We start from the raw sequence: 22454 nt of genomic DNA on the forward strand, positions 1-22454 counted from the left end.
CGAAGCTCTCACGCCGCCAGAAGGCCGTGAACCGCGCCCACGCGAAAATCCGCGCCCGCGGCGAACGGGCGATCGCCACCCTCAAGACCTGGAAGATCCTGAACAAGCTGCGCTGCTGCCCACGGCGAGCGACTCCGATCGTGCAGGCCATCCTCGTTCTGCACCACGTCGAAGCCAACCGCTACGCAGGATGAAAAAGGCCCAATGCTCAAGTCTTTTGGTTCTTGCCCACCATATGAGCCGCGGGCCGCGGGTGGACCGACGTGGCCCTTGCGGCGGCTTACAGCGGCGGCTGGCCGTGGCTACCGCTTGTGGGATTAGGACGTGCGACGGCTTCGAAGTTGGCCCGGGCGGCGCGTGATGCGCACGGCATGATGGCATCGGTCAGACCGTCAGCGTCTGATCAACGGGCTCGAGTTGTGGCTCCGGCCGGAACCGTCCACTTGTGTGTCGGCCGGCCGCCTTCGGTAGCCGGCTGGCGGGCCAATTTACTCACCGGCCTCGGACCGGCGCGGGCTCACTCCGATCTCGACGCGAGGATGACCCCGTATGGGTGATGCAGCTCAATCTCGGAAAGGCGCTGGCGCTCGGCGTCATCTGGCTCGGCGGCCGAGTCGTGAGCTGAATCGTAGGTGGCGCCCATCATGGATTCGCAGCGCGTCATCGTCCTCGCCTCACGGGCTCTTCAGAGATTGACCACTTGTGATGAACATATCTGTGCAGCGGCGCCCCGGACAGGGCGCCGCTGCACAGATGGCCTTCAGCGCTACTTCAGGGCGTCACCTATACCGAGATTCTCCGGAGTTCTGTTTAGGCGGCCGGAACTTCCTTACGAGTCTGCAGTTTCGATGCTTCTTCGACTATCTATATACCAGCCTTTGAATGCCTCGAAGATCGGTACTCGTCTCACCACCTCAAAAGGGTAAATACCCTGGAAGGCTTTGTCCTGGACCACTTGAATCCCGGGCACTTGCGTGAGGCCAGGCGGCAGTTCGTGCAGCCTCCAGGCATTTAGGACCGCAAGATATTGGGCGTCGGTCAAGGTGATAAAGTCGCCGGCCGAGGGAGCGGCGCGTTCCTGCCACTGCAAGTCGAGTTCGTGGATGTGGTCGACGAGTTCGCGACCCCTTGCCGTAAGTGGTGCAATGAAGCGACCAACCATCGCAAGGTGATCCCAGTGCCTGATGAAATAGTCGTAGTCCACACGGGCGAGATCGTGAGCGATCAAGAATGAGACGTACTTGAAGAGATGATCGTATTCCGGGGCTCCGATCCCCACGCCCATGCCAGGGTTCAACAGTGCTCGCTTGGCCTGGGCGATGTCCATGACAAGGCCCATGTCGAAGTAGACTGACTTGACTAGGTCCGTGAGTCCATGAACGAACAGATCAGAGAAGTCGACAGGCAGGTCCGCAGACGGCGGTTTCGCATTTACCATGCCAGCAAAAATCTCCGCGGGCCCTGAACGGGATGTTGGGAGGGGCCCCGAGCGCTCCAGAGCGCGAAGTACGCCTGACTCATCGAATATATTGTCCGACGGCACGTCTATGTACTTGTTGCCGGACCGCAGAGAGTCCCGTGCATCCACCCAGCACGTCAGATCGGTCTCGGGGTTCCTCAAGATGAGGATCACAGGAAGCGGCGCAGACTCCCAATAGTTTACATGCTTGTCCTGCGGATAATATCGGAAGCAATTTCCGATCTTGGCCTTGAAGAAGCTGACGCCCGTCTTGATTTGAACGAGGACGATGCGACCCGTCGCCTCACTGGCATGAACGTATTCAATCTGCCCGTCGATGCCCACATCGTGCATAGTGGTTTCTCGCCAGAGGCAACGGGCCCTATTGACGACACGAGCAACCTCGTTAACCCCTTCGCGTTCAGTGAACGTCTCGTCACCGACGGCAGGTAAGCTCACCGATTCATCGTAGCTGCGGATGGACATGCCGGTCCGCACGCTCTTCGGCATGACAGCTCAGGCGCATGCTGCGCGCCTTCGTGTGGTTCAAGCAGCGCCAGGGGCGCGGCGACGGTGCCAGCCCGTACACCGTTGGGAATGTCGCGTGTGGGCGAGCACCTGGTGCGGCGCAGGTGACAAGGGCGGTGCAGGTGCTACGACGCGACCACGCTGGTGCTACAACAACCCGGCAGGCCAAGGCGCTGCGGAGCCGGTCTGGCCAGCTCACGTCGTGACGGCGGAGCCAGCCGCCGCTGGTGTACGCCGCCGGACCGCATCTACTCACCGCCGCCAAACATCTGCTGGCGCCGTTGCTCCCCTCTCCTCTGGCCCGCCCTGCGATACGGCCGCTGTCCGAGGATGACATGCAGGGGTTTGATGGCCTAGCAACCCGTTTTTGTGTGGAAACCGGCCTGGGTGAGCCGGCCAGACCTCATCACCGAGTGGCCGTTGGTGAGTAGTTGCCGCGAGCGAGGAGTTCGGCGAGGTGGACGCCCTGACGGCCAGCGAGATGGTCGGCCTGGGTGCGGCAGGAGAAGCCGTCCGCGAGGTAGACGGTGTCCGGCCCAGCATTGCGCAGGGCGGGCAGCAGGGCGTTCTCGGCGACGGCGACGGACGTGTCGTAGTGGCCGGCCTCCATGCCGAAGTTGCCGGCCAGGCCGCAGCACCCGGTCAGCCGGGTCACGGACGCGCCTGCCTGGGCCAGGAGCGCGGCGTCGGCTTCCCAGCCCATGACCGAGTGGTGGTGGCAGTGCGGCTGCGCGACGACCTCGACGCCTGAAAGCGATGGCGGGGTCCAGCCGGGACCGGGGCCCAGTGGAGCGGGGGCGGTGAGCAGCTCGGCGAGGGTGTAGGTGCCGGCGGCGAGGATCCGGGCGCGGGCATCGTCTGGGAGGAGGTCGACCAGGTCTGAGCGCAGCACGGCGGTGCACGAGGGTTCGACGCCCACGATGGGGATCCCGTCGGTGGCGTAGGGCGCCAGGACGGCGAGTAGGTGGGTCAGGCGTCTCTTGGCCCCGTCCAACTGGCCGGTGGAGATCCAGGTGAGCCCGCAGCAGGCGGACTCCTCGGGCACGATCACGGTGTACCCGGCTTCCTGCAGGACGGCGGCAGTGGCCCGCGCCCCGGCTGGATCCAGCGTGTCGGAGAACGTGTCCGCCCACAGCAGCACCGGCCGCGGCGGAGAGGACGACGGGGGCGGCGTGGCGGCGAGCGCCGGGTTATCCGGCACGGTCGCGCGGCCCTGCTTTTCGAACCAGGCGGAAAAGCGTTCCTCGGCGAAGGTGACGATCTGCCGGCGGGGGTCCATCCCGCCCGCGGCGAGCGCCGCCTTCGCGATGGGGCGGTTCCTGAGCACTGTGTTGGTCAGCCTGGCCAGGGCCGGGATCTTAGTGATCAGGGAGGACCAGCGGGGCAGCTGGCCGAGGAGATAGTGGTTGCGTGGACGCACTTTGCCTGTGTAGGCGCGGTGGAGGAATTCGGATTTGTAGCGGGCCATGTCGGTGCCGGTGGGGCAGTCCGTTGAGCAGGCCTTGCAGGACAGGCACAGGTCGAGGGACTCGAGCACCGCCGGGGAGCGCCAGTCGGTGACCAGCGAGCCGTTGGTCAGCTCCTGCAGCACCCGTGCGCGGCCGCGGGTGACGTCTTTCTCGTCCCGGGTCGCCTGGTAGCTCGGGCACATGAACCCGCCCGCGCTGGAGTTGTCGGCCCGGCATTTTCCCACCCCGGTGCAGCGGTGGACCGCGCGGGTGAAGTCCCCGCCGTCGTCGGCGAAGGCGAACCCGTGCCGGGGCGAGGTCGGGCGGGCGGCGGGCCGGCGCAGGTCCGAGTCCAGCGGCCGCGGGTCCACGACAATCCCCGGGTTCAGCACGTTCTGCGGGTCGAATAGCGCTTTGACCTGGCCGAACAGGCCGATCACCTCGGGGGTGTACATGCGCGTCAGCAGCTCCGAACGGGCCCGCCCGTCTCCGTGCTCGCCGGAGAGTGACCCGCCGTAGGAGGCGATGAGGTCCGCGGATGCTTCGAGGAAGGCCCGGGAGGGCCCGATCCCGGCGGGTGTCTCCAGGGGTAGGTCCAGGCGGACGTGCACGCATCCGTCCCCGAAGTGCCCGTAGAGCAGCCCGTCCACGCCACGGTCCGCCATCAGCGCGGTGAAATCGCGTAGGTAGTCGCCCAGCCGTTCAGGCGGAACGGCGGCGTCCTCCCAGCCCGGCCACGCCGGAGCCCCGCTCGGGGTCCGTCCGCCCAGTCCGGCGCCGTCGGCTCGGATGCGCCACAGCGCCGCCGCCTCAGCCCCTGCCGGGACGACTCGTACCGCGTCGGTGCCGGCGTCGGCGGCGAGCGCGTACGCCCGGGTCAGCACGTCGTCAGCGCCCTCGCCGGCCTCGGCGCCGACTTCTACGAGCAGCCATCCGCCACCGGTCGGCAGCTGTGGCACGGCACCCGCTCCGCGGTGGCGGCGTACGACCTCGACGAGGCGGGCGTCCATGCCCTCGATCGCCAGGGGCCGGTGGGTCAGAAACGCGGGTACCGCGTCGGCGGCCGTCGGCATGTCCGGGTATCCCAGCGCGACGACGACCGGGGCGGCCGGCACGGGTACGAGGTTCACCGTGGCCTGCAGGACCGTGACCAGGGTGCCCTCGGTGCCGACGAGCATCTTGGCCAGGTCGCGGCCGTGCTCGGGAAGGAGGTGCTCGAGGGAGTAGCCGGAAACCTGGCGACTGAAGCGGCCCAGCTCGGTGCGGATCGTCGCCAGGTTCGCGTGCACCAGGGCGTCCAGGCCCGCGACCACGTCCAGCGCGCCAGCGCCGGCGCCGGCGTGGAATCGGCGCCCGGCACCGTCGGCGACATCGAGCGAGACGATGTTGTCGGCCGTTCGCCCGTAGGCGACAGCGTGGGGGCCGCACGCGTTGTTTCCAATCATCCCGCCCAGCGTCGCCCGGTTCTGCGTTGACGGGTCGGGGCCGAAGCGCAGCCCGTGGGGAGCGGCCGCGGCCTGCAGGGAGGACATCACCACCCCTGGCTGGACCACGGCGGTTCGGGCGTCGGGGTCGAGCGCGATGATCCGGTTCATGTACCGGGAGAAGTCGAGCACCATTCCGGTGCCGACTGCGTTGCCCGCCACCGACGTACCCGCGCCGCGGGCGGTGACCGGCACTGTGAGGCGGCGGGCCACGTCCAGGGCGGCGAGCACGTCGTCGTTGTCTCGCGGGGCCACCACTACCCGCGGGGGCACCCGGTAGTTCGACGCGTCGGTGGAGTACTCGGCCCGGCGGCGTTCGGAGTCGTCGACATCCCCGTCGACTGCCTTCCGAAGCGCCGCGACGAGGTCATCGCTGAGCCCCGGTGCGCGCACCGATTTCATTGCTGCCCTCCCTCGTTGACATGCGGGCGGCGGTATCCGACGGCACCAGTCGTTGCCCGTACTTGTGATCGATGCGCATGTCGCTCCCGCGCCGCGCTCACTCGGAAACCGAGGTGCTTTTGTACCGACCGGACCCGTCGCGGGGGGTCCGGTCGACACGATGGCGGCTGCTGCTTGTCAGCCCTTGATCGCGGTGGCGATCCACTCGGAGGGAATGATGTCGGCGAACGTGGGCGTGGTGGGCACCAGGCCGGTCTGTCGGTGGAAGTCCGCCGAGACGTTGTAGGCGGTCTCGGTGGGTGTCGGGGCGTCCGGGATCTCCGCCTGCAGGACCGGTACGAGTGCCTGAACCGTCTGGGCGTTCATCGTCTTCTGGTACTGCTGCAGCAGTTCGGTGGCCTTTGCCGGGTCGCCGTTGATGGTCTGCTCGGCCTTGGCGATGGCGCGCAGGAACGCGCCGACCGCCTTGCCCTTTCGGTCGATGACGTTCTGGGTGGTGAAGACGACACCGTGGATGGCGTCCTTGAGAGCGGGGACGTCACCGCGAGCGGGCGAGATGTAGACACGGCCGACTCCGGTGGCCACGGCCTGCTGCCCAATCGGCTGAAAGAACGACAGGGCGTCGACCCGGCCGGCCTTCAGCGCACCGATCGCGGCGGACGCGTCGGCGCCGAGGTTGACCAGGGTCGCATCGTTCTTGGGGTCGAGGTTCGCCTGCTTGAACAGGTAGTTCACCAGCGCCTCGGTGCCGCTGCCCGGCCCGGTCATGCCGATCTTCTTGCCGCGCAGGGCCTGGATCCGCTCGTTCAGCGGCGCCGAGTCGCCGGCGGTCGGGATATTCGATCCGGCGATAATGTCGACGTAGTAGGCATCGACGAGGGAGCCGACCACCCGCGCCTTGTTGTTGATCTTGTGCAGGTTGAACGCATCGGTCATCACACCGCCGGCAACGTCGATGCTGCCGGACTGGACGGCCGCAGCCAGCTTGGCGCCGGTGCCGAGCCGGGGGCGTTCTCCCAGGGTGAGCCCTTCGGCCTTGAAGTAGCCCTCGTGTTCGGCGACGAACAGCGGGAAGAACGCGACGGAGTCGCTGATCTGTCCGACGTTGAGGCGCATGGCGTCGGCGCCGGTGGCCGGCTCGCTGCTGTCGCCCTTGTTGGCACAGCCGGCGGCGAGCAGCGCCGCCGAGACGGCAACGATGGCCCCGAGACGGCGCAATACGGATGTTCTACTGCTGATCATGGTGGACTCTTTCGGCTGAGGGACGGGTGAGGAGCTGCGTCTGAGCGGGCATGTCAGGCCTCGGCGTCCAGGGGCTTCCAGCGGTTGGCCCGCTTGCCCAGGAGGTTGACGATGGCGTTCAGGGCGGCGGCGATGACGCTGAGCACGACAAGGGTGGCGAACACTCCGTCGGTGTCGAACTTCGCGGACGAATCGCTGATCAGATACCCGAGGCCACGGTTGGATGCCACGAGCTCACCGATGACCGCGCCGATCAGCGCGTACGGGATGGAGACCCGCAGTCCGGTCAGTAGGCCGGTCATCGAGGCGGGCAGGACGACCTTGAAGGCGATGTCCCGGCGGGTGCCGTTCATCAGCCGTACGGCGTCGACCAGCGCGCGGTCCACTTCGTGCACACCGGCTGCCGTGTTCAGGAAGACCAGGAAGAACACGGTGACGGCGGCGAGCAGCACCTTCATGTCGGTGCCGATGCCGAACCAGACGATGAACAGCGGCGCCAGGGCGACCTTCGGGATGGCGTAGAGCGCCATGAGGAACGGGTCCAGGATGTCCCAGACCACTCGGACGGAGGCGATCAGGTAGGCCAACGCGGCGCCGGACAGCGCACCGACGAGGAAACCGAGCACGATCTCCTGCACGGTGATCCAGGTGTTCGACCACAGTGTGCCGTCGGCGACCCAGTCGCCGAGCCGGGTGGCGATGCCGTTCGGGCTGCTGACGAACTGCGGGTCGAGGACGGGACCCGACAGTGCCTGCCAGACCACCAGCAGGACGACGAGCAGCCCGATCCGCCACCCCCAGATCAGGGTTTTGCGGCCGTGCCGCTGGCGCCAGGTGCGCCGGGACGTCTCCCGCAGGGGGCCCGCAGGCCTGGCGACCGCGCCCACTTGCGGGGTCGTGGTGGCGCTCATCGTGCCCCCTCCTTCAGCGCCGCGGACAGCCGCCGGTGCAGTTCGACGAAGTGTGGGTCGACTCGAATGTCGTCGGGATCGCGCGGCCGGGGCAGGTCCACCGGCTGGTCGAGCAGGATCGTGCCGACCGGCCCGAGCACCACGACGCGGTCGGCGAGGATCAGCGCCTCCTCGATGTCGTGGGTGACGAAGACGACTGTGCGCCCGCTGCCGGACCACAGCCGCAGCAGTTCGCCCTGCAGTTCGGTGCGCAGTTGGGCGTCCAGCGCGCCGAACGGCTCGTCGAGCAGCAGCGTCTCCGGGTCAGCACACAGCATCCGGGCCAGGCTGGCACGTCGGCGCATGCCACCGGACAGCTCGCGCGGGTAGTGCCGCTCGAAGCCGTCCAGGCCGACGAGCTTGATCAGCTCGGCGGCGACCGCGGCCCGTTCCTTCTTGCTCTCGCCGCGCAGCTCGCGGGGCATCTGCACGTTGCGGGCGACGTCACGCCACGGCATCAGCGTGTCGTGCTGGGTCAGGTAGCCGACCTGCGTGTTGGGTCCGCGCATCGGCTTGCCGCCGTACGTGATCTGCCCGCTGGTCGGCGGGGTCAGCCCGGCGAGGAGGTTGAGCAGGGTCGACTTGCCGCAACCGCTGCGTCCCAGCAGGACCAGGAAGGACCCCTGTTCGACGGTCAGGTCGACGCCGCGCAGCGCGATCAGTTCCTCGTCGTCCTTGCGGAAGTGCTTGGACAGGCCCTGCACCTCGATGACGGCGGCGCTCATGCTGTCGCCGCCGACGGCGCCGCCGCGACGCGACGGGTGTTCGTCACTGCCATCACGCGTACCTCGTCCTCGGTGAACCCGGCCGCCAGCAGCCGGTCGGCCAGCAGCGCGAGACCGTCCTCCACCGGGGGGTTGAACGGCTGGCCGAGGTCGGAGGAGAGCAGCGAGTGCTCGGGGCCGACCTGCCGGATGTGGTCGAACAGGGTGTCCCAGCTGACCTTTCCGGTGTACGCGGTGGTGAAGCAGCGTTCCATCAGCGCGCCCCGCCCGGCCAGGTGCCGCTGCACCTGCACCGACAGTCGCTGGGAGGTGAACTCCGGGTGCGTGACGACGATGCGCCGCACCCCGAGGTCGGCCGCCGCGTCGACGACGGTGGTGATCTCGTCACCGGACAGGTGCCCGGTCGCCAGCACCATGTCGTGCTTGGCGATGACGCTCAGCACCTCCCGGAGCGCCGGCACGATCGCACCGTCGGAGTCGACGACGTCGATCGCCGGGGCCATGATGCCCTGCTCGGCCAGGTCGGCCTGCAGTTGCGCCCACATCGGCGGGGTGGCGCCCTCCGGCTCGCTGGCCTGGCAGTCCCGCTGGTTGGCGCAGTCGACGGTGGGCAGCCAGACGATCCGCGCGCCCTGCCGGCCCGCGATCTCCACGGCCACCGGGTTGAGCCCGCCCACCGAGCCGTTCAGCGTGATTGCGCCGAGCACGTCCACGCCGGGCACGGTGTTGCGCACCACTTCGGCCCGCTCGGCGGTGGGCACGTAGTGCGACTTCAGTACGAAGCCGGCCAGACCGACCTCGGCGAACCGGCGCGCCAACGAGACGTCGTCGATGCGTCGGCGCATCACGTCCGGCGCGACGTGGATGTGCGTGTCGTACGCCCCGACGACGAGTTCACGGGCTCGGGCCGAGGGGGTGGGGTGGTCACTCACGGAGCCTCCAAGGGAAATCAGGACATCGCCCCGCGACGTGTGGCACCGCGGTGGCCGGTCGAGCTGTGATGTGGTGGATTCACGATTCAGAAGTGGACGAGGTGAGATGGAGACGCGCGGTGCTGCGCGTGGGCGGACGTCATCTCGTGCAGGGTGTCTGCGACGTGGGAGAGGTGGTAGCGCATCGCGGCCTCGGCGGCGTCCGGGTCACCCGCCTCGATGGCGTCGACGATCCGGGTGTGCTCGACGAAGGACCGGGCGGACCGTCCGGGAACGAGCACCGTGCGGTATTGGAAACGCACCATCTGTGCCTTGAGCCCGGCGATGAGTCGAGTGGCCGTGTGATGCCGGGACGCCTCGATGATCTTCGCGTGCATCCGGGCGTTGCCGTCCGAGTACGCCAGCAGGTCGCCCGCCTTCAGGCAGGCCGACATCTGCGCGAGCGTCTCGCGCATGAACGTGACCTCCGCTGGTGTGGCCTTCACAGCGGCCTCGCGGGCGGCGAGTGCCTCGAGCGCGCCGCGTGCCTGGGTGATCTCCAGGGCCTCGGCCTCGGTCACCATCCGCACCCGGGCTCCGCGGTTCGGCTCATGGACCACGAGCCCTTCCTGCTCGAGTCGGGCGAGCACGGTGCGGACCGCGGTGCGGCCTACCCCGAGCGTGACGGCCAGGTCGACCTCGACCAGCCGCTGGTTGGGCATCAGCCGCCCCCGGACGATGTCCTCGCGCAGTCTCGCGTACGCCTCATCGGCGGCGATCCGCCCGCGGCCGTTGCGGCCGGCGGTCGTCGGCACCGACTGCGGCGGTGGCATGGCGTCCACGACGGCTCCTTTCATCGGCTGCGGGATCGAGCGGGCAGACACGGTTCTCAACGGTTCCTGGCCTTCAGTGCCGCATCCAGTCGCGGGTAGACCCGGCGGGCGTTGCGCTCGAGGACCTTCTCCCGGTCTCCCGGCGCCAGCTGCAGCGCGTCCACGTACCGCAGGGTGTCGTCGAAGTGGTGGCCGGTCTGCGGATCGATGCCCCGGACCGCGCCGACCATCTCGGAGCCGAACAGGATGTTGTCGACGCCGATGACGCTGAAGAGCAGGTCGATGCCGGGCTGGTGGTACACGCAGGTGTCGAAGAAGACGTTGTCCATGACCGACTCGTCCAATGCGGGGCGGTTGAGCATGTCCGCTAGCCCTCGGAAGCGGCCCCAGTGGTAGGGCACCGCTCCCCCACCGTGCGGGATGACGAATCGCAGGTCTGGGAAGTCCTTGAAGAGGTCCGACTGCAGGAACTGCATGAACGCGGTGGTGTCGGCGTTGAGGTAGTGCGACCCGGTGGCGTGGAAGTTCGCGTTGGTCACCGCGGAGACGTGCACCATCGCCGGCACCTGCAGCTCTACCATCGCCTCGTAGAAGGGATACCAGCTGCGGTCGGTAAGAGGCGGGGAGGTCCAGTGGCCACCGCTGGTGTCGGGGTTGAGATTGCATCCCACGAACCCGAGCTCCAGCACGCAGCGTCGCAGCTCAGCCACGGAGTGCGAGATGGGGGCTCCGGGCGACTGCGGGAGCTGGCAGACTCCGATGAAGTTCTCCGGGTACAGCTCGACCACGCGCGCGATGAGGTCGTTGGAGACCTGCGCCCAGCGGCTGCTGACGGCCTCGTCACCGATGTGATGGCCCATGGCTGAGGCGCGCGGCGAGAAGATGGTCAGGTCGATCCCGCGCTCGGCCATGAGTCGCAGCTGGCTTCCCTCGATCGTCTCGCGGATCTCGTCGTCCGAGATGCCGGGGTAGGCCGGCGGTTCTTCGCCGGCACTGAAGGCCGCCTGCTGCGCCTCTCGCCACGACGTGTGCGCCTGCGGCGCGGTCGTGTAGTGGCCATGGCAGTCGATGATCACGTGTCCCAGGGCTCCTTGGCGTCGGCTGATCGGCAGAACCAGCTCCGTTCACCGGCAGGCGATGTGATTCGGGGCTGATGGCCTCCCGCGTCACGCTCGCGAATGCCGCTCGGCAACTGTGACCGTAACCACCACACAACATCGTCGCAATAGATGTCGAGCAGATTGTCGACAATATTTCGACCACGGCCTCCACAGAGGCCATATACTCATCCGCGACTGAGGGAGGTCCGGTTTGGCCAAGACCCCGCGTGAGGGTGCCGCCGCCACAAGGCTGGCGGCCGACGCACTACGCGCCGCGCTGATGAACGGCGATCTCGCGCCCGGACAGCGGCTGGTGGAGGCAGAGCTCGCCGAGTCGTTCAGCGTCAGCCGCGCCAGTCTCCGCTCGGCGCTGTTCGACCTGGCCGCCGAGGGACTGGTCGAACGCATCCCGAACCGCGGCGCCCGCGTACGGGTCGTGTCCGTGGCCGAGGCGGTGGCGATCACCGAGTGCCGCATGGTCCTCGAGGGCCTCTGTGCCGCCAAGGCAGCCGAACAGGTCACCGACGAGCAGATCGCCGTACTGACCGATCTCGGCGACAAGATGCAGCGTGCGGTCGCCGACGGTGATCCGATGAAGTACTCAGCGCTCAACCGGGAACTCCACCGCCTCGTACGCGAGTACGCGGCGCAACCGGTGGCCTCGGGGCTGCTCGACCGGCTCAACGGTCAGCTCGTTCGCCACCAGTTCCGGCTCGCGCTGCGCGCCGGCCGCCCACAGGTGTCCCTCCAGGAGCACCTCGCGATCATCGACGGGATCGCACGCCGCGACCCCGCCGACGCCGAGGCCGCCACCCGCGCACACTTGAACAGCGTCATCACGGCACTGCAGGAGGCCGACGCCGAGTAGAGCCGGGCGGACCACTGTCCGCCCGGCCGGCACCGGCGGACTATCGGCCACCTTTGTCGCGCAGGTCGATCAGCAGATCACGCGTCGCCGCACTGATCCTCGCCGGGACCCCCAGCTCCTCGAGCTGCTCGGCGGCAGCGGTCATCTCGTCCGCCCGCCGGCGGGCGTGCTGGTGGGTCCCGTCGATCAGCCTGTCAATCGTGCGCTGGTCGAAGCCGGCCAACTCGGAGCTGATGTTGTCGCGCAGCCAGTCGGCGCAGCCTGCCGCCTCCGCAGCGGCCATCGCTTCCACCACCGCCGCCGCCAGTCCCTTGTAGAAGACGCTGCGGAGCAGTTTGCGGGAGATGGCCGCGCCCGCCGGCCCCGGCTGAATCGCCACCTGCGCGCCGAAGTCGGACAGGATGGCCGCGTACCGGTCGGCGGCGGCACCGGACACCAGCATGGGGGTACGCAACCCCTTGCCCGGAACCGGCGCCATCAGCGCGACGTCGACGACCGGGATGGACGCCCCGGCCGCCTCCGCGAGCGCCGCCTTCAGACCCGGCGAAGCGGTGTTGAGGTCGGCCCAGATCGTCTCCGGTCGCACGCAGGGCAACGCGTGGCGCAGCGCGTCCATCGCGTCGTGGGAGCTGTTGACACTGAGCACCAGATCGGCGTCGCGCACCGCGTCGGCCTCGTCGGCCCGAGGGGCGACGCCGTCGGCGTACCGCACCTTCGGGTCGTAGCCCCGGACGTCGGCGCCGGCCGCTACCAGATCACGGGCGATCTCCGAGCCGGCCTCCCCCAGCCCGAGGACGGCGATTCGGACAACCCTGCCGGCCTCCAGGCGATCAGTCTTCTGCAGCGGGGTCATGTCGTCTCCACATCGTCGATGAACGCACGGATCAGAGGGGCAACGTCAGCGGGGAAAGGCGATGCCCTCGAAGAGCTTGCGGGCAGTGCGTACGACACCTGAGCGGACGACCTGCGGTGGAGAGACGCCGGCGTCGACCGTCACGTCCACCAGCAAGTGTCCGGTCGGATGCTCCACGTCGACCTGCGAGCGCTCGGCCGGCCAGTCCACGGTGAGCTCGTGACCGACCGCGCCCGGCAGCAGCATGCCGGTGACCACACTGACCGCGGCCAGCACACCGATCGAGGTGTGCGGCTGGACAGGAATGAAGGACCGGGTGCAGACCTGGCCGCCGTCGCGCGCGGCGGCGACCAACGCCGTCTTCGGTACGGAGGACCGGCTCACGTCCCCGAGACCCATGAGGGCACCCGCCTTGATCCGCAGGGCGTCGATGCGCTCGAGCAGCGCGGCGTCGGCAGCCAACTGCTCGTGCGTCTCATAGCCGGTCAGGCCGAACGACTCCGCCCGCGCCACGACCAGCGGCATGCCGTTGTCGACACAGGTCACGTCGACGCCGTCGATCGAGTCCCGGACCCTGCCGGTCGGCAGCAGACTGCCGGTCGCCGAGCCCGCCGTGTCACTGAAAGCGAGAACGACCGGTGCCGCGGTGCCGGGAACCCCAGCGATCGCAAGATCGCCACGATACTCGGGACGACCACCCGGGGTCGGGAAGGTGGCCACCGCGACGCTGCCGGAGTTGACCATCCGAATCCGTACGCTGGTCTCACGCTGTCCCGCCGGAACCAGTCCGCGTTCGACGGCGAAGGGCCCCACGCCGGCCAGAATGTTGCCGCAGTTCTGGCGGTCGCTGACCGTCGCGCTATCGACGCCGAGCTGGAGGAACAGGTAGTCGACGTCCACGTCCGGGTTCGCCGACCGACTCACGACGGCGACCTTGCTGGTGAGCGAGGTGCCCCCGCCGAGGCCGTCGATCTGGCGCGCACCGGGGCTGCCCATCAGCCGCAGCAGCAGCTCGTCCCGCTCGGCCGTGTCGGCCGGCAGGTCGGCAGCCTCGAAGTACAGGCCGCGGGAGGTGCCGCCACGCATCATGGTGCAGCGCACCCCGGTGTCGTCGTAGCTCACCGTCCACCCTTGAGGTACTCGTCGTAGGAGACGTACTCGATGCCGAAGTCGTTGAGCTTGTCACGGAGCCCGTAGCGGTCCAGGCCCAGCTCGCCCTGCTCGAAAGCCGCGCGGCTGGCGGCCTCCTTATCCGTCCGGGCCTGCGCGGCGGTCAGCGCCCGCGGCACGTCGGCCCTGGGTACGACCATGACGCCGTCGTCGTCGGCGACGATCACGTCACCTGGGTGCACGGTTTGCCCGCCGAGGACGATCGGTACGTTCACCGACCCGGCCGTGGCCTTGACCGAGCCCTGCGCGCTGACCGCCCGCGACCAGGCCGGGAACCCCATCTCCCGCAGCTCCGCGACGTCGCGCACCCCACTGGCCAGCACCACACCACGGATGCCCCGCTTGGCCAGGGCGGTGGCGAACAGCTCACCGAAGAGTCCATCGGTCGAGGGCGAGTTGGTCGCGACCACCAGGACGTCACCGGGCCGGCACTGCTCCACCGCAACGTGGATCATCAGGTTGTCCCCGGGCCAGCACAGCACGGTGACGGCAGTGCCACCGATGCGCGCACCCGGCCACGCGGGCCGGAACTCGGGGCCGAGGTAGCCGACGCGGCCGAGCGCCTCGTGCACGGTGGCCACCCCGTACCTGCCCAGACGCGCCGCATCGCCGACGTCGGCGCGCGGTGGATCAGTGACGACGACAGTCCTCATCCGGGGATCTCCTTCTAGCGGGAAGGTCGAGCGCTCGTTTGTCGGGGCGGCGGCCGACTCGGCTCAGCCGGGTCCGGGCCGCCGCCGCGGTCGAGACCGTACGCGCGCGGACGCCGCGATTCGTTGACAGATCGCCAGCGATGTACTCGCCGCTGGTGGTCGCTTCGCGCCACCGCACCTGGTCCACCTGTCGGCCGGCCACGTCGCCGCTGGAGATTCTCTCCATGGCTCACCCCCAACAGATCTTGCGCCGACGCTAGGCGGCTGGCGACAAGATTGTCAACACTTCTGTTGCAAGACGCCGGACCAGCACCGGCAGCCGTTGGACGTCCCGGCGTAGTACGGCCGACCGAGCATCGATCGGATCGGCGCCTCCTCGGCGAGCTTCTGACTTGTGCAGCTGCGCAAAGTGGTCCTTGTGCCGGTGGCGACACCGCAGTGAGGGTGATCAAATCCCGTGCCGCAAGGAGTCGGCCGGGCGCTGGACCCCCTTGCAGGAGCAACAGATGCGCAGAGTCAAGGCACCACCCGCCCTCGCCATCCTGGCGGCGGCCGCTCTCCTCGGCACCACCGCCCAAGCCGCGAACGCCGCGCCGGCGAGCACGACGACGGACGCGGAGGCGTCGGTTCCGGTCACCGTGGCGCCCGCTACGGACACCCCTGCGCTCGTGGACGACCTGGCCGAGCCGGTCGACGCCACGATCGCAGCGGACAAGGCCGCCAAGGCCCACCTCACGGGCCACAAGGACCGCTACAGGATCGCCGACCCGGCCGGCACGCTCACCACGGCGGGCGTCGACACCCGGGGCGAGCGGGAGACGGTCCGGCTCAACCAGAAGTACAAGGGCCTGCCCGTGTTCGGCGGCCAGTACGTGGTGCGGATGGAGAAGAAGGCCGGCAAGCGCGCGGTGACCGGCACGTCGGGCAGCTACTTCACCGACCTCGACGTCGACACGACGCGCCCGACGATGCCCGCCGACGTCGCGATCGCCCGAGCGGTCGAGGACGTACGCAAGAGTCTGCACCCCGGCGCGGCCGTCGTGGCCGGGGCGCCGCGGCCCGGCACGGCGAACTGCGCGGCCCGCGCCGACCTCACCGGCACCGACCAGGGGCTCGTGGTCATGCCGACCGGCAGCGGTGTGCTCGCGCGGCGCGTGCTCGTCAAGGGTAAGGACGTCGCCACGGGCCAGCCCGTGCTCCGCGACGTGTACGTGGGCGCGACGAACGGGGTGACGCTGCTCAGCGTCAGCCGGATCAAGTCCTTCGCCACCGCGCAGCAGGCCGCGGCCCTGGCCGCCGGCGGGACCGCCGTCGCGCCGCGGACCGTGCCGGCGCCGTCCGCGTCGGGCAGCGGCACGACCTCGGTCGTGGGCGAGGGCAAGAGCCTGCACGGCGCCACCGTGCCGGTCCCGCTCGTCCGGACCGATGACGCGGACTCGTACCTCATGATCGACCAGACCCACACCCTCCCGGACGGCCGGACGGTGCCGATCACCACCTGGGACGCCCGGGGCCGGGACTACTACGACCTGCTCGACGGCCAGCTGCCCGAGGGCGTCGGGCCGTTCGCGTCGCCGTCGAGCACGCTCGGTACGGACCTCACCGACGCCGGCGCCGTGGACGCGGCCTGGGACGCCGCGCAGGTGTTCGAGTGGTTCCAGACGAAGCTCGGGCGTAACAGCCTGGACGACAACGGCATGGCGATCAACTCGATCGTCGGCATCACCTACGGCGGCTCCCCGTGGGTCAACGCCTACTGGGACGGCACCCGGATGGTGTACGGCAGCGGCGACGACGAGTACCTGCCCCTGGCCGCCGACCCGGATGTGGTGGGCCACGAGATGACGCACGGTGTGGTGGAGAACTCCGCCAGCCTCGTCTACGCCGGCCAGCCGGGCGCGCTCAACGAGGCGATCGCCGACTACTTCGGCAACGCCATCGACCTCGACGCGGCCGGTACGCCGATGACCGACCCCGAGGCGAGCCTGATCGGCGGCGACCTCTGCCGCACCCTGGCGCCGACCAAGTGTGCCCTACGTGATCTCGACGACGGCGCCACCACGGCGGACTTCCAGCACCTGATGGACACGCCGCAGATGGACGACGGTGGCGTGCACCTCAACTCGACGATCGTGTCCGGGGCGCTGTGGGACCTGCGACAGGCGTTCGGCGGCCCGGTCGCTGACAAGATCGTCTACCGGGCGCTCACCGACTACCTCACGCCCATGTCCGACTTCGTGGACGCCCGCGAGGCGGTGCTCGCCTCCGCCAAGTCCTCCGGGCTGAGCAACAAGGACCTCAAGGTGGTGCGGGCGGCGTTCGACTCGCGCGGGATCACCGCGAAGTGGAAGGCGAACCTCTACGGCAAGAAGACCGACCTCCTCGTCGACCGGCTCAACACCGGAATGTACGTCGACATGACGGCGAGCATGGCCGGCGGCTGGTTCGCCGTGCCGCGGGCGGACGCGAACCGCACCGAGCCGACGTCTATCTGGGTGGGCCGCACCGACGGCAAGGTCGCCCCGTACCGGATCTCCCCCAACGACGGGAACCCGCACAGCTTCCCGCACACCGACGGCAAGCGGGTCGTGTGGCTGTCGATCGAGGCGGACCAGAACTCGCCGACGTGGGAGACCGACCGCATCCTGTCGGCACCCATCGGCGGCGGCCACGTGGAGGAGCTGTACCGCTCCCCGTACCGGATCAACGGCCTGGGCTTCGACGGCACCGTCGTGACGTGGAGCCAGTACGACCCGGAGCAGGGCTACCGCGACGTCGTGCGCTACCTGCAGGGCCGCTCGCGGACCGTCCACACCCTCGCACACCCGGACTGGGTCGGGAACGCGACGGCACCGAGCGTCAAGAACGGAAAGATCTCCTACGTCCGGTACGAGGACTACGCGCAGCCCGACGCCAACGGCAACCGGTGGTCGCTGGGTGTCGAGGTGTACGACCTCGCGACGGGGAAGACGACCTTCGCCGGCGGTGACCCCGGCGCCGAGACGATGAGCTACCCCCAGGTGTCCGGCACCGGCGTCGCCTGGGTCATCAACCGCGACTACGGCAGGTTGGTCGACGGCCAGTGGAACCAAGGGACGTTCAACGACTCCGTACGGCTCTTCGACTTCGCCACCCGCACGAGCCACCTGCTCTTCGAGGAGAACTCGCCGCAGGCGATCCGCGCCGACGTCCTCACGCTGTCCGACACGACGCTCACGGTCACCGAGGAGGCCCCGTACGACCTCTGGCTCTCCACCGGCGGCTACCCGGACAACGCGCTCAACCCGAAGCTCAAGCAGTACACGTTCGACGGAGAGTACGTCGGCCCGGCGTCCTGCAGCCCGGGCGCGCAGATGTTCGCGACCGCTGGCGCGGGGCGCGAGGTGATCTTCATGGACTCGTCGGCAGGCGGTTTCGGCCTGGCGTACGCGAAGGGAGCCAAGTCCTGCGAGTGATCCCCTGCCAGGGGACGCGATGCACGACGGCGCGCCGGTATCTCCTGATGGGAGGTCCCGGCGCGCCGCCGTGTTCGGGATGTCCTCACCGATCCTTCAGCCACCCCCGCTCCGCCGCCAGCAGTGCGATCTGGAACCGAGTCCGGGCACCGAGCAGGGAACCCGCATCGCTGACATGCTTCTGCACGGTACGGCGGCTCACTTTGAGCACGCGGGCGATCGCCTCGTCCTTCATCCCGGTCGCCATCATGTGCAGGATTTCCCGTGTGCGCAGGTCCGGCCCCACGGTCGTCAGACTGTCCTTCAGGGCCGGCCCATCGGGTCGGCTCGCCAGCGACACCGGGTCGGCGCGCTCCCACACGCTCTCGAACAGCGCCACCAGCGCCACCACCAGCGCGGGCGAGTGCACCACCAATGAACCCGCCGCCGGGCGGTCCCCGCGCACCGGCAGCAGAGCCGCCGCCCGGTCGAACACCACCAACTTCACCGGCAGCCGGGCCGCCAGCCGCAGTTCCCCGCCCTGGCCCGTCCCGCGCAGCGCCGTCTTGAGCGACACCGCATCGGTGAAGCCTTCCGTCTCGTACACCGACCGCATCCGCACCCCGGGTGCCACTGCCGACTCCCCGACGGACGCCTGCGTGGTCGTCACATACGGCGGCTTGGCCAGATGCAGTACCTCAACCGAACTCCCCTTCAGCAGCTGACCGTAGCGCGCCAGCACCTCGTCCTCGCGTTCCAGCACCTCCACCAGGTGCGCAGTGCGTGGCCCGGACATCGCCTCGTACACCTCGTGAAGTTGCTCCACGAGGCCCTCGACGCGGGCCAGTTCGGCCCGCCGCCGCGCCAGCAGGGCGCTGAGCGACGACCTCGGGGGGCCGGCGACCCATCGCGGCGCCGTGCCGTCGATCTGCAGCACCAGTGCGGAGTCCGCAAGGTGGCGTAGTGCTCGTTCCGCCTCCGCCAGGGACACCCCGACCGCCGCGGCCACATCGGTGACGTCCGCCGAACGCACCGCCACCAGATGCTCCAACACCCGCCCGGCGAGTGGATCCAGACCGGCTACCGCCCACGGGCTGCCTGAAGTTCCGTCCATACGTTCTGACACTCCTGTGGTCTGCGCTTGCTCCGCTTTGGCGGACACCATCGGTGTGGTGGGTCAGGCCGCCAGGGTGGCCTCCTAGTCGGCGGGACCGCGGTGGCCCAGGCTGCTCGGCCGGTGCAAGTTGTACCAGCCGTCTGGCAACTGAGGACGCCCGACGCCCGTACCCGCCAATGGCCGTCGAGCCGGGAATCGAGGTCGGCGCCTCGTTGAGGATCATGACCGCTGCTGAAGCCTGTAGAGCTCTGGGGGCGTTGACCCTGGATATCGAGATGCGCGTCGGTGGAGGAACTAAGTCAGCTGTTTCACTTTGCCGCTGACCACGCTGCCTACTACCGCCGGTGGTTGCTGGAACCGCCGGTCAAAGCGCAACTGGACCAGGCTGAGGTGGCCAATGCCATTCTCCCGCCCGTTGCCCTCGGCCCCCGCTTCCCCGGAACAGGTACTGGCGGACCTGCTCACCGCGGCCGAGCCCGGTCTGGTCACCGTCGCACGCCCGCGTACTTCGGTTTCATGGTCACCGGTGCGTTGCCGGCGACAAACCGCGGCAGACATCGTCGCTGTTGGTTGGGACCAACCCGCACGAGTTTGTCGTGATTGACGGCCTACGGTACGCGCTGGTCAGACCAGCTGTCACTCACGCCCCACAGCGCACCACGACCTCCGGCGATCGGCCGTGGCTGACCCTACATGCCGCGGAGATCCCGCCGCCGGGTGACGTAGACGACGTGTCACACCCGGACGGGCTACCTCGTCTCTCTGACGAGAACGCGAAACGGGCGACGAAGGAAATATCGATCGTGCAGGGCGGCAGGCATCACCTACGGACCGTATGAGCGCAACGCGTAGCCGACTGTGCGCCCGAGTCATCCCTCCTAGTAAGGACTTGTCATGAGTTTCGACGATTTGTCTCTGCCGCCGGTATTGCCGGAGGAGGTCGCGCCGCTCGCGGCCGCGGTGGCGGGTTCGGTTCTACTGCCGGGCGACGCGGGGTACGGGGTACGACGACGAACGCGCCGTGTTCGACCGGAATCACGACCTGGTGCCCGCGGTGATCGTGCAGGCGACCGACGTTGCCGCGGCCTACGGCCCGGAGCGCTACGAGCGCCTGGCGGCCGTCAAGAAGACCTACGACCCGACCAACATGTTCCGGCTCAACCACAACGTGGCACCAACCGCCTGATCAAACGGCCGACCAGGTAGCACCCTGGACATGATCGACGAATTGATCATGTCCAGGGTGCTACCGGTGTCGAATCAGATGCGCCGGAACCTGCCACTCGCTGCCCAACGGGTGCGTTCCGCTGACGCGCTCGCCGCGCTCCCATTCCTGCATCGAGAAAAGGAGTAAGTCATATGCCACTGAAGCTTGGCGTCAACCTTCCGCAGGACTCCCTGTACGACTTGACGACGGACGTCGTGAAGTTCGCGCGGGCGGCCGAAGAGATCGGGTACGACAGTCTCTGGGCGTACGAGCGTATTCTCATGCCCGTCGACCAGAGCGGTCCCCACGGTCTGTACAACATCCCTGACATGCCCTGGTTCGACCGATATGAGTCCACCGGCGAGGCACTGGTCACTCTGGCGATGGCTGCTGCCGTCACCGAGCGGATCGAGCTGGGCACAGGAGTCCTCGTTCCGCCGCTGCACACGCCGTTTCGGCTGGCCCGAACGCTCGCGACACTGGATCACCAGTCGGGTGGCCGAGTCATCGCGGGCCTTGGCGTCGGCTGGTCGATCGACGAGTTCGACGCGGCCGCGCCACGACCGTACTCCGAGCGCGGCACGGCCCTCGACGAGTTCCTGGACATGGCCTCGGCGGTGTGGGGCCCCGACCCGGTCTCGTTCGACAACGACCGCTACCGCATCGCCCCGGCGACGGTGAGACCGAAGCCGGCTCGCCAAATCCCGATCTACCTGGGCGGTCTCGGTCCTGCCGCGCTGCGCCGCATCGCCCGCCGCGGCACCGGCTGGCTGCCCACCGGCATCCCGCCAGAGCAGGTCGTGGCGCAGCTCGCGCAGCTGCGTGAAATGGCAGCCGAGGCGGCACGGGACCCGGCCGAGATCAACTGCATCGTCCAGGTGGCCGTGCAGGACCTGTCCGAGGTGCCGGCGCAGGGCCGCCAACCCTTCGCCGGCAGCCCCAAGCAGCTGGTCGAAGACCTGGCGGTCCTGGCCGAGGGCGGCGTGCACCACGTCTATGTCACTACGACTGTGGCCAGCAAGGACGTCAACGAGCTGATCGACAACAGCGCGGCGGTTCACGAGGCCGTGCGTGGCGCAGGACTGTGACTGAGCCATCTTCATCATGCGTAGCGGGTGGTTTCGACGTGGTGCAGGACTTGGACGATCGCGGTGGCTCGGCGCGGGCAGCAGCGCACCTTGACCAGGATCTTCCAGGTCTCGAGCCTGGCGATCGCTCGTTCTCCGCGGGCACGGATCTTCGCGTGGGCCCGGTTCACGGCCTCTGCCTGCGTGACAGCTTCGGCCGGAAGCGGCGCCGCTCGAACGGTGTGCGCACGTTGCCACGGATGCCCTGGTAGCCCTTATCGACGATGATCATTTCACCCGCGCCGGTCAGGGCATCACCGATGCCCTGACCGCGTGCGGCGGTCGGATCCCATGCACCATGACGTGCTGCTCGACACGCGCCGGCCGCGGATGGTCCAGTGGAACGAACACGCCCGTCCGTTTCGCTGGACCTACGAGGGCATCCCGCTTGAGAAGGCAGTCTGCCCCCCACGGACTTCCGCAGAGCAGCACGGAGAGGCTCCATGTGAACGAGTGAGGCTGTCCGGCTGAGCGGCCGCGGCCTGAGCTGGGCGGTGTCGACTGGGCCAGGGCTTCGTCCGAGACAGCCAAGCACGGGCTTGCGCCGCTGAGCGGTTCCGCGCCGACGGTCAGCGTGATCGGCTACACCCTCGGGGGCGGGCAGAGCCCCGTGCTGGGCCGCTCGCAGGGGTACGCCGCCGACCATGTCCGGCGTATCGAGGTGGTGACCGCAAACGGTGAGTTGCGGCAGGCCACCGCCGACAGGGAGCCGGACCTGTTCTGGTGGACGTGAGTTTCGATGGGCTACGGGACGGCCCATCGAGGCTCCACCAACCAAGGCCCATCGACCAAAGCCCCCGGCGGCCGGTCATCGCTCCTAGGGCGTGTCCTGTCGATCTTGTAGTGGTTGATGGTTGACGATGTGCTGGTGGTGCGTCGTGGTGAGTTGACTGATGAGGCGTGGGTGGTGATTGCGCCGCTGCTTCCGGAGCCGGGTGGTGCG

18 protein-coding genes and 1 pseudogene are annotated in these 22454 nt (G+C 68.7%); 6 read left to right on the forward strand and 13 right to left on the reverse strand.

What is annotated here, in order from left to right; translation table 11 throughout:
- Positions 1 to 194 (forward strand): transposase family protein (locus E1211_RS18600; protein WP_165947264.1); only part of this gene is annotated, 194 nt, incomplete at its 5' end.
- A gap of 635 nt (positions 195 to 829) precedes the next feature.
- Here the strand turns inward: E1211_RS18600 and E1211_RS18605 are convergent.
- The 8 genes from E1211_RS18605 to E1211_RS18640 all read right to left on the reverse strand — a co-directional run bounded on the left by E1211_RS18605 (position 830) and on the right by E1211_RS18640 (position 11058).
- The gene (locus tag E1211_RS18605) at positions 830 to 1969 is read right to left on the reverse strand and encodes a DUF4365 domain-containing protein (protein WP_132350274.1); all 1140 of its coding nucleotides are present in this window, start codon (positions 1967 to 1969) and stop codon (positions 830 to 832) included.
- Between the two features lie 424 nt (positions 1970 to 2393).
- A complete protein-coding gene (locus E1211_RS18610) occupies positions 2394 to 5321 on the reverse strand; it encodes an FAD-binding and (Fe-S)-binding domain-containing protein (protein ID WP_132350275.1) in 2928 nt (975 codons plus the stop codon).
- Between the two features lie 177 nt (positions 5322 to 5498).
- Complete coding sequence (locus tag E1211_RS18615; protein ID WP_132350276.1) at positions 5499 to 6563, reverse strand: ABC transporter substrate-binding protein; 1065 nt, start codon at positions 6561 to 6563, stop codon at positions 5499 to 5501.
- 53 nt (positions 6564 to 6616) lie between these two features.
- A complete protein-coding gene (locus E1211_RS18620) occupies positions 6617 to 7474 on the reverse strand; it encodes an ABC transporter permease (RefSeq protein WP_132350277.1) in 858 nt (285 codons plus the stop codon).
- A complete protein-coding gene (locus E1211_RS18625) occupies positions 7471 to 8238 on the reverse strand; it encodes an ABC transporter ATP-binding protein (protein WP_132350278.1) in 768 nt (255 codons plus the stop codon). The genes E1211_RS18620 and E1211_RS18625 overlap by 4 nt, the downstream gene beginning before the upstream one ends.
- Positions 8235 to 9170, reverse strand: coding sequence for a DUF6282 family protein (locus E1211_RS18630; RefSeq protein ID WP_132350279.1), 936 nt, complete (start codon positions 9168 to 9170; stop codon positions 8235 to 8237). Before E1211_RS18630 ends, E1211_RS18625 begins: the two co-directional genes overlap by 4 nt.
- Positions 9171 to 9256: 86 nt before the next feature.
- Positions 9257 to 9982, reverse strand: a complete 726-nt coding sequence (locus E1211_RS18635) for a GntR family transcriptional regulator (protein ID WP_132350289.1) — start codon at positions 9980 to 9982, stop codon at positions 9257 to 9259.
- Positions 9983 to 10038: 56 nt separating this feature from the next.
- Complete coding sequence (locus E1211_RS18640; RefSeq protein ID WP_132350280.1) at positions 10039 to 11058, reverse strand: amidohydrolase family protein; 1020 nt, start codon at positions 11056 to 11058, stop codon at positions 10039 to 10041.
- A 235-nt stretch (positions 11059 to 11293) separates the two neighbouring features.
- On the opposite strand from E1211_RS18640, the gene E1211_RS18645 reads away from it, so the two are divergent.
- Positions 11294 to 11950: a GntR family transcriptional regulator gene (locus E1211_RS18645; RefSeq protein ID WP_132350281.1), complete on the forward strand. Its 657-nt coding sequence runs from the start codon at positions 11294 to 11296 to the stop codon at positions 11948 to 11950.
- A 40-nt stretch (positions 11951 to 11990) separates the two neighbouring features.
- Here E1211_RS18645 and E1211_RS18650 read toward each other — a convergent pair whose 3' ends face one another.
- The 3 genes from E1211_RS18650 to E1211_RS18660 are packed head-to-tail and all read right to left on the reverse strand — an operon-like array spanning position 11991 to position 14626.
- Entirely contained in the window at positions 11991 to 12803 is an 813-nt protein-coding gene (locus tag E1211_RS18650; protein WP_132350282.1) for an NAD(P)-dependent oxidoreductase, read from the reverse strand.
- 45 nt (positions 12804 to 12848) lie between these two features.
- Positions 12849 to 13925 carry a 4-oxalomesaconate tautomerase gene (locus E1211_RS18655; protein WP_132350283.1) on the reverse strand — a complete coding sequence of 359 codons (1077 nt, stop codon included), beginning with the start codon at positions 13923 to 13925 and terminating at the stop codon, positions 12849 to 12851.
- Entirely contained in the window at positions 13922 to 14626 is a 705-nt protein-coding gene (locus E1211_RS18660; RefSeq protein WP_132350284.1) for a 4-carboxy-4-hydroxy-2-oxoadipate aldolase/oxaloacetate decarboxylase, read from the reverse strand. The genes E1211_RS18655 and E1211_RS18660 overlap by 4 nt, the downstream gene beginning before the upstream one ends.
- Before the next feature lie 506 nt (positions 14627 to 15132).
- Here E1211_RS18660 and E1211_RS18665 point away from each other — a divergent pair.
- Positions 15133 to 18081: a M4 family metallopeptidase gene (locus E1211_RS18665; RefSeq protein ID WP_132350285.1), complete on the forward strand. Its 2949-nt coding sequence runs from the start codon at positions 15133 to 15135 to the stop codon at positions 18079 to 18081.
- Positions 18082 to 18166: 85 nt separating this feature from the next.
- On the opposite strand, the gene E1211_RS18670 is transcribed toward E1211_RS18665, so the two are convergent.
- A complete protein-coding gene (locus E1211_RS18670) occupies positions 18167 to 19114 on the reverse strand; it encodes a helix-turn-helix transcriptional regulator (protein WP_243709588.1) in 948 nt (315 codons plus the stop codon).
- A gap of 1084 nt (positions 19115 to 20198) precedes the next feature.
- On the opposite strand from E1211_RS18670, the gene E1211_RS33460 reads away from it, so the two are divergent.
- Positions 20199 to 20363, forward strand: coding sequence for a BBE domain-containing protein (locus E1211_RS33460; RefSeq protein WP_243709589.1), 165 nt, complete (start codon positions 20199 to 20201; stop codon positions 20361 to 20363).
- 173 nt (positions 20364 to 20536) lie between these two features.
- Positions 20537 to 21472, forward strand: a complete 936-nt coding sequence (locus tag E1211_RS18680; protein ID WP_132350287.1) for an LLM class F420-dependent oxidoreductase — start codon at positions 20537 to 20539, stop codon at positions 21470 to 21472.
- Positions 21473 to 21486: 14 nt separating this feature from the next.
- On the opposite strand, the pseudogene E1211_RS18685 reads toward E1211_RS18680, so the two are convergent.
- A pseudogene (locus tag E1211_RS18685) lies at positions 21487 to 21800 on the reverse strand (transposase family protein); the annotation flags it as partial.
- 198 nt (positions 21801 to 21998) lie between these two features.
- Between E1211_RS18685 and E1211_RS18690 the strand changes: the two are divergent.
- Positions 21999 to 22244, forward strand: coding sequence for an FAD-binding protein (locus tag E1211_RS18690; protein ID WP_132350288.1), 246 nt, complete (start codon positions 21999 to 22001; stop codon positions 22242 to 22244).
- Positions 22245 to 22454: the final 210 nt, after the last annotated feature.

Origin of the sequence: Micromonospora sp. 15K316, from assembly GCF_004348525.1 — a bacterium.
Classification (GTDB): Bacteria; Actinomycetota; Actinomycetes; order Mycobacteriales; family Micromonosporaceae; genus Micromonospora.

Excerpts from the sequence above, each read along its gene's own strand:
- E1211_RS18610 (WP_132350275.1), bottom strand. The coding sequence starts at position 5,321 with ATGAAATCGGTGCGCGCACCGGGGCTCAGCGATGACCTCGTCGCGGCG.
- E1211_RS18665 (WP_132350285.1), top strand. The coding sequence starts at position 15,133 with ATGCGCAGAGTCAAGGCACCACCCGCCCTCGCCATCCTGGCGGCGGCC.
- E1211_RS18635 (WP_132350289.1), bottom strand. The coding sequence starts at position 9,982 with ATGCCACCGCCGCAGTCGGTGCCGACGACCGCCGGCCGCAACGGCCGC.
- E1211_RS18620 (WP_132350277.1), bottom strand. The coding sequence starts at position 7,474 with ATGAGCGCCACCACGACCCCGCAAGTGGGCGCGGTCGCCAGGCCTGCG.
- E1211_RS18680 (WP_132350287.1), top strand. The coding sequence starts at position 20,537 with ATGCCACTGAAGCTTGGCGTCAACCTTCCGCAGGACTCCCTGTACGAC.
- E1211_RS18605 (WP_132350274.1), bottom strand. The coding sequence starts at position 1,969 with ATGCCGAAGAGCGTGCGGACCGGCATGTCCATCCGCAGCTACGATGAA.
- E1211_RS18615 (WP_132350276.1), bottom strand. The coding sequence starts at position 6,563 with ATGATCAGCAGTAGAACATCCGTATTGCGCCGTCTCGGGGCCATCGTT.
- E1211_RS18625 (WP_132350278.1), bottom strand. The coding sequence starts at position 8,238 with ATGAGCGCCGCCGTCATCGAGGTGCAGGGCCTGTCCAAGCACTTCCGC.
- E1211_RS18660 (WP_132350284.1), bottom strand. The coding sequence starts at position 14,626 with ATGAGGACTGTCGTCGTCACTGATCCACCGCGCGCCGACGTCGGCGAT.
- E1211_RS18650 (WP_132350282.1), bottom strand. The coding sequence starts at position 12,803 with ATGACCCCGCTGCAGAAGACTGATCGCCTGGAGGCCGGCAGGGTTGTC.